The following is a 7420-nucleotide window of genomic DNA, read 5'->3' on the forward strand; positions in this document are numbered from 1 at the left end:
TATATAGGGGGATGCCTGTGAATCTGATCCGAACTTTACTCCTAACACTCATCATGCTTTATTCCGCGACTTCAATTGCACAAAACGTCTATACGTGGGTGGATGCGAACGGCGTGTTGCATCTTAGCGATGTCCCACAAGATAAGGGAGCAAAGCAAATTTCGATTCCTGATTTTCAGGCCGATGCGCCTGAGCCAACCTTTGAAAAATCTCACCCCGTCACTAACCTTACCAAAGAGCTGCCACTGGAAAAATCCGCAACCCATGTCAACAAAATAGAACCGCTAACCATTGCAATTCGCTCTCCGGCTGACGATGAAACCTTACGCAGCAATGCGGGCGTTATTTCAATCAACGCCGAACTCAATCGCAACTTAACCGTCAGTGAACAGTTGCAATTGGTCATGAATGACAAGGCCTATGGCGCTCCCACCACTCAACCTACTTGGACGCTGAAAAATCTAGATAGAGGAACGCATCGCTTTTTAATTCAAGTAGTTGTAAACGGCAAGATTATTGCATCGTCTAACCCTGTGACGGTGCATTTACATCGAGCCAGCATCAAGTGATGAACTCTTCGCCAATAAGCTCGATATAACAACAGGTTTCACTTTTTCTTCTGACACCGATGCGCCATACTTAGCCATGCAATGCACCAAAGTTGTGCATTGCATCATTTGGGAACACGGACAAGGATGAAAACGTGAATTGTGAGCTAAGCCAAACGATTTTAAATAATATCGTTACCGCCACCTTGATGCTCGATGAGTCTCTTTGTATCCGTTATGCCAATCCAGCGGCTGAACAACTCTTCTCCCAAAGTGCTAAGCGAATTATCAACCAACCACTGTCAAAACTCATCCAGCACGCTTCTCTTGATTTAGCGCTGCTTTCTCAGCCGTTGCAAAGTGGCCAAAGTATTACTGATAGCGATGTTACGTTTGTGGTCGATGGTAAGCCACTGATGCTGGAAGTGACCGTGAGCCCTATATCTTGGCAACGCGAGCTGATGCTTTTGGTCGAAATGCGCAAAATTGGCCAACAACGACGGTTAACACAAGAGCTCAATCAGCACGCGCAACAGCAAGCGGCAAAGCTCTTAGTTCGCGGGCTGGCGCATGAAATTAAAAACCCATTAGGTGGGCTACGCGGCGCGGCGCAACTGCTAGAAAGAATGTTGCCGGACCACAGTCTCACTGAGTACACCCAAATTATTATTGAACAAGCCGATCGACTGCGCGCGCTCGTTGATCGTTTGCTCGGCCCACAAAAACCGGGCAAGAAGTGCTCTGAAAATCTCCATGTAATTTTGGAAAAAGTCCGCCAATTGATTGAGCTAGAAGCCAGCACACACTTGGTGATTGAACGAGATTATGACCCCAGCTTGCCCGATATTTTGATGGATACCGATCAAATCGAGCAGGCATTACTGAATATCGTCAGCAATGCGGCACAGATTTTATCTCATGATCCGCATGGTAAAATCACACTGCGCACCAGAACAGTGCACCAAGCCAATATTCACGGACAGCGCCATAAGTTAGTGGCACGCATAGAAATCAGCGATAACGGCCCAGGCATTCCTACCGAATTACAAGACACACTGTTTTACCCCATGGTCAGCGGCCGTGAAGGTGGGACGGGGCTGGGTCTTTCTATCTCACAAAACCTGATCGATCAGCACAATGGAAAAATCGAGGTTGAAAGCTGGCCAGGTCGAACCACATTTACTATTTATTTACCCATTTGACCGATGTCAGATTGGGTTTGCTGCTAAGGAATAAACATTATGAGTAAAGGATACGTTTGGGTGGTGGACGATGATAGTTCGATCCGCTGGGTGATGGAAAAAACGCTCTCATCAGCCAACATAAAATGCGAAACGTTTTCCGATGCCGAAAGTGTGTTACTGGCGCTAGAAAGAGAAACGCCCGATGTGCTCGTTTCCGATATTCGCATGCCGGGCATGAATGGTATTGAGCTGCTAAACCAAGTTCATTCACGATCTCCTGAGTTGCCCGTCATCATCATGACTGCCCACTCAGATCTTGATGCCGCGGTGAATGCCTATCAAAAAGGTGCCTTTGAGTATCTGCCTAAACCTTTTGATGTCGATGAAACCCTCACCTTGGTTGAACGTGCCATTGCGCATAGTCAGGAGCAGCGCAAAGAACAATCCAATCAACAGATTGGCGTTGATAGTACACCGGAAATCATTGGAGAAGCCCCTTCAATGCAAGAGGTATTTCGGGCGATTGGCCGTTTATCACGTTCCTCAATCTCAGTCTTGATCAATGGTGAATCAGGAACCGGGAAGGAGTTAGTCGCTCACGCGCTTCATCGCCATAGCCCACGTGCCCAAAAACCGTTTATTGCCCTCAATATGGCCGCAATTCCAAAAGATCTCATCGAGTCAGAACTGTTTGGTCATGAGAAAGGAGCATTCACTGGTGCAAACAGTGTCCGCCAAGGGCGTTTTGAGCAGGCCAATGGGGGCACTCTGTTCTTAGATGAAATTGGCGATATGCCGCTCGACATTCAAACTCGGCTACTGCGTGTTTTAGCCGATGGTCAGTTTTACCGCGTAGGAGGGCATTCAGCAATCAAAGTGGATGTCCGCATTGTCGCCGCTACTCACCAAAACTTAGAAAAACTCGTTCATCAAGGAAAGTTTCGTGACGACCTTTTTCACCGTCTCAATGTCATTCGTATTCATATCCCAGCACTGCGTGAGCGAAGCCAAGATATAGAAAAACTGACCAAGCACTTTCTCGCCTCTGCAGCAAAAGAATTAGGCGTAGAAATGAAAACGCTACATCCTAAGAGCATTGAAATTTTGAATCGTCTTGAATGGCCGGGAAACGTACGACAACTTGAAAATATGTGCCGCTGGTTAACTGTAATGGCCAGTGGCAGCGAGGTGCTACCCAGTGATCTTCCTTCCGAATTATTGTCGGAAAAGAAAAATAATGACTTTGATAGTGCTATAAGTTGGCAACAACAACTCGCAAGTTGGGCTAAATCTTCATTAGCTTCAGGAGAAACAGAGTTGCTTTCTTATGCACTTCCTGAATTTGAACGTATACTTTTGGAAGCAGCACTTCATCACACCAATGGTCACAAACAAGACGCAGCTAAGGTGCTTGGGTGGGGGCGCAATACGTTGACAAGGAAGTTAAAAGAACTTTACTGAGAATTTTTTAATGATCAGGTGTAGTGATTCACTTTCTGGCACAATGCAATCACCCACCACCTTGCGTGTTTTACCGATAATTTGTATGGATGCAGAAGACACGACATGTCATTTACGAATCAAATAACGTTGAAAACAGCCGTTGTTCTACCATTTGTTATGATTTTCCTCATAACGATTGGAGTGATTGTGGGTGTACAAAAATACAGTTATGAAGAGATGGTTGATGACATTAGCAGCAAACAGCTTTCATCATTAAATGCCAATGTAGAGCAGCGACTGATCAGTTTTCTCGATGAACCTTTTCAAGCCAGCCTCGCTTTAAGCCACACGATCGGCTTTAGTCAGTTCTATTCTGCGGACGATGTCAGTAAAATAGAAGGATATCTGCTTGCCAGTTTTGAAACGCTTTATCGACCACTAGAACAAATTGATGTGATCGGATTTGGTGGCGAACAGGCGGAGTACGTGGGCTTTCGCAAAGAGATTGGTGATAGTTTTACCTTGATGGTGAAAGATAATCGAACTCAGCAAAACTTGGTGATCTACTCAGGAAAAACCATCAATCAAGATATTCGCTCCACCATTGCCGATTATGATCCAAGAACTCGCCCCTGGTATACTCCAGTTGCACAAAGTTTAAGCCCAAGTTGGTCGCCAATCTACACTAATGTTGATGAACGCCAAGAGATCACGCTCTCTGCTTTAGCACCCGTTTTCTCTATGAACAAATTCATCGGTGTTTTGGTGACTGATGTGAAAATCGATACGTTCAATGCGTTTCTGGCCTCACTGCAACAGAAAACTCATGCCAACGTGTATATTATTGATCCAGAAAAAAGATTGGTGGCTCACTCCAATACCAGCACCGTTGTCTCTTGGGGGACCGAACTGTCGGCAAAAGGAGAGCGACTACTGGCTATCGAAAATGCCAACCCAGTGATCCAAGCCAGTGCACATTATATTGATAACCATGACAAAATGCTGTCAGCAACACTCAACAAATTCGAAACGGTAGTTGATGGCACCCGCTATTTTAATCATCTCACTCCCTTTAAAGATAAACATGGCATCGAATGGTTTATTGGCGTCTCGATTTCAGAAACCGATCTACTTGGTCGATTGCCAGAAAACCAACAAAACAGTTGGATTATTGGCGGTATTGTCAGCCTTATCGGCATTGGTATAGGGCTCATTGCCTTTAATCGAATCACCACTCCAATTACCGCTACCGCGGCTGCTGCTCAGCATCTAGCAAAAGGGGATTGGGAAAGTAACATGCCGAAAGCTGGCAATATTTATGAAACGAGTTTGCTTGTTTATTCATTCAATGAAATGGCCAACAACCTAAAAGCCTCATTTAAGGCATTGCATTCCCAATTGATCTACGATTCCCTAACCAAGCTCTATAGCCGTGAAGGTTTAATTGATAACTTTAGTCAATTAAATCAAATTAATGGCAGCCTATTGCTTATCGGCATCGATAAATTCAGAGATATTAATGACAGCTTGGGACATCAGCAAGGTGACTTACTATTACAAATTATTGCTGAAAAATTACGCACACTATTTGCGAGCACCTCATGTATTGCTCGTACAGGTGGTGATGAATTCGCTATTTACATCCCCTCTTTACAACAAAAGAATGAAGCCCAATCCGCGGCTAACAGCATATTACAAATGTTTGCTGTCCCATTCTCAATGCATAATGAAAAAGTGGTCGTCAATGCCTCCATTGGCATCGTGCTTCCTAATGACACACTCCATACTATGGCGCTATGGTTACGTAATGGTAGCATCGCACTCAGCCACGCCAAGCAAGAGCGCTCAAGGATCTGCTATTACTCTCCAGAGATGGACGATGTTTCTCGTAAACGTACGCAAATGCTCACTCAAATTAAGCTTGCCATAGAGAACAAAGAATATATTCCGTATTATCAACCAATTGTAAACTTATCAACGGGAGATATCATCGGAGCTGAAGCCTTGGCACGCTGGGTGACACCAAGCGGTGATATCATTCCCCCCTTGGAATTCATTCCTATCGCTGAAGAAAGCGGCTTTATTGGCCTGATTGGTGAGCAAATCTTGTATCAAGCGTGTTTTGACACGATGCAAGGCATCAAGATGGGTAAATGGGGATCGACGTTTAAAATGCACGTCAACCTCTCAGTGAACCAGCTATCTCAACCTCAGTTTGTTCATGAACTCAAAGCGACTTTGGAAAGAACGGGGCTTGAACCCAATAATCTCGCTTTAGAGATCACAGAATCAAGAATTGTTGATAACGACCCAGTTATTTTAGCAAACATGAACAAACTCAAAGAGCTGGGCATCCATATCGCGATAGATGATTTTGGTACCGGATACAGCTCCCTTTCTTATTTACATCAACTTCCATTCGATTGTTTAAAAATAGACAGGGCGTTTGTATCGCAGCTCGAACAGACAAATCTCAGTAGCTCAGTCGTTGCGGCAATCATCAACATGACTCGTGGGTTTAATGTCGAAATTGTAGCAGAAGGTATTGAAACCAAAGAGCAAGTCCATCTCCTAACCATGCTTAACTGCACTCAGGGACAAGGCTTTCTGTTTAGTAAAGCCATCCCTTTTAACGAATGGTCAACAGATATGGTAAACATAAAAGCCAAATAAACAGAATTGGATGATTTAATACTCTTTGCTAGCTGACACTGACCACATTGATTTTTATACTTGATGCTATACACACTTTCGGAAAAACATAATGATAACTAAAAATCTACCGCTTACTGATTTGCATCGCCATCTTGACGGCAACATTCGAACCAAAACTATCTTAGAACTAGGGCAACGATTTGGTGTAGCGCTGCCAGCTGGCAACATAGAAGAGCTCACACCTCATGTACAAATCGTCGAAGCAGAACCATCATTGGTCGCCTTTTTATCAAAACTTGATTGGGGAGTTGCCGTATTGGGTGATCTCGATGCTTGCCGAAGAGTCGCCTACGAAAATATCGAAGATGCCTTAAATGCTCAAATTGATTATGCCGAGCTGAGGTTCTCTCCTTACTATATGGCTATGAAACATCAACTGCCTATCGCTGGCGTTGTTGAGGCTGTAGTTGATGGGGTACAAGCGGGCGTTCGAGACTTCGGTATTCAGGCTAACCTAATAGGAATTATGAGCCGCACTTTTGGCACCGATGCTTGTCAGCAGGAGCTAGACGCTATTTTGACTCAAAAGCAGCACATTGTTGCAGTCGACTTGGCAGGCGATGAACTTGGGCAACCGGGCGAGCGATTTATTTCTCACTTTAAACAAGTACGAGATGCAGGACTAAGAGTTACAGTACATGCTGGAGAGGCGGCGGGGTCAGAAAGTATGTGGCAGGCAATTAAAGAGCTAGGTGCAGAACGCATTGGACACGGAGTAAAAGCCGTCCATGACCCTAAGCTAATGGATTATCTTGCCAAACACCGTATTGGCATTGAGTCTTGCCTAACGTCAAACTTCCAAACGAGCACAGTAAACTCTCTTGCTCATCATCCTATAAAACAGTTTTTAGAGCACGGGATACTTGCTTGTTTAAATACTGATGACCCAGCGGTTGAAGGTATTGAACTTCCATATGAATATGAAGTTGCAGCACCTCAAGCGGGTCTTTCTCAAGAGCAGATCAGACAAACGCAAATTAACGGATTAGAATTAGCCTTTCTTTCAGACTCAGATAAAAAAGCACTGTCAGCCAAAGCCGCTTTGCGTAGCTAAATCTCCTGAACCATGTCTCTCTAGCCGATGTTTAATACATCGGCTTTCTTATACCTAAGACCGAAAAGAATCAAGATAGATTGACCACTACTGCACTGAGAGTAATAAAAATAAAATGCTATTTTACTCAAACGAAAAAAGCCCAGCTATTACTAGCAGGGCTTCTTAATAAGTGGCGGAGCGGACGGGACTCGAACCCGCGACCCCCGGCGTGACAGGCCGGTATTCTAACCAACTGAACTACCGCTCCGCAGCGTGTCTGGTTAGACAATATTCAAAGCCTGGCGATGTCCTACTCTCACATGGGGAGACCCCACACTACCATCGGCGCTGTTGTGTTTCACTTCTGAGTTCGGCATGGAATCAGGTGGGTCCACAACGCTATGGTCGCCAAGCAAATTTCTTAATTCGGAAAGCTGCTTCGTTCTCATTCACACATTCAATGTTCTTCAATTGAGCCCACAAAACCCCTTCGG

5 protein-coding genes, 1 tRNA gene and 1 rRNA gene are annotated in these 7420 nt (G+C 44.7%); 5 read left to right on the forward strand and 2 right to left on the reverse strand.

Annotated features, from left to right (window positions below):
- Positions 1–11 precede the first annotated feature (11 nt).
- The 5 genes from AACQ42_RS05110 to add all read left to right on the forward strand — a co-directional run bounded on the left by AACQ42_RS05110 (position 12) and on the right by add (position 6944).
- Entirely contained in the window at positions 12–569 is a 558-nt protein-coding gene (locus AACQ42_RS05110; protein ID WP_441351197.1) for a DUF4124 domain-containing protein, read from the forward strand.
- 134 nt (positions 570–703) lie between these two features.
- Positions 704–1750, forward strand: a complete 1047-nt coding sequence (gene glnL / locus AACQ42_RS05115) for a nitrogen regulation protein NR(II) (RefSeq protein ID WP_029388366.1) — start codon at positions 704–706, stop codon at positions 1748–1750.
- Between the two features lie 39 nt (positions 1751–1789).
- Positions 1790–3193 carry a nitrogen regulation protein NR(I) gene (gene glnG / locus AACQ42_RS05120; RefSeq protein WP_094166051.1) on the forward strand — a complete coding sequence of 468 codons (1404 nt, stop codon included), beginning with the start codon at positions 1790–1792 and terminating at the stop codon, positions 3191–3193.
- A gap of 105 nt (positions 3194–3298) precedes the next feature.
- The gene (locus tag AACQ42_RS05125) at positions 3299–5848 is read left to right on the forward strand and encodes a bifunctional diguanylate cyclase/phosphodiesterase (protein ID WP_441351198.1); all 2550 of its coding nucleotides are present in this window, start codon (positions 3299–3301) and stop codon (positions 5846–5848) included.
- 91 nt (positions 5849–5939) lie between these two features.
- Complete coding sequence (gene add / locus AACQ42_RS05130) at positions 5940–6944, forward strand: adenosine deaminase (RefSeq protein ID WP_094166053.1); 1005 nt, start codon at positions 5940–5942, stop codon at positions 6942–6944.
- A 173-nt stretch (positions 6945–7117) separates the two neighbouring features.
- Here the strand turns inward: add and AACQ42_RS05135 are convergent.
- Both AACQ42_RS05135 and rrf read right to left on the reverse strand, forming a co-directional pair.
- Positions 7118–7194: transfer RNA gene (locus AACQ42_RS05135), tRNA-Asp, on the reverse strand.
- Positions 7195–7223: 29 nt separating this feature from the next.
- Positions 7224–7339 (reverse strand): 5S ribosomal RNA (gene rrf / locus AACQ42_RS05140).
- Positions 7340–7420 lie beyond the last annotated feature (81 nt).

The organism is Vibrio sp. V12_P9A6T4, assembly GCF_963874835.1.
Lineage (GTDB): Bacteria > Pseudomonadota > Gammaproteobacteria > Enterobacterales > Vibrionaceae > Vibrio > Vibrio anguillarum.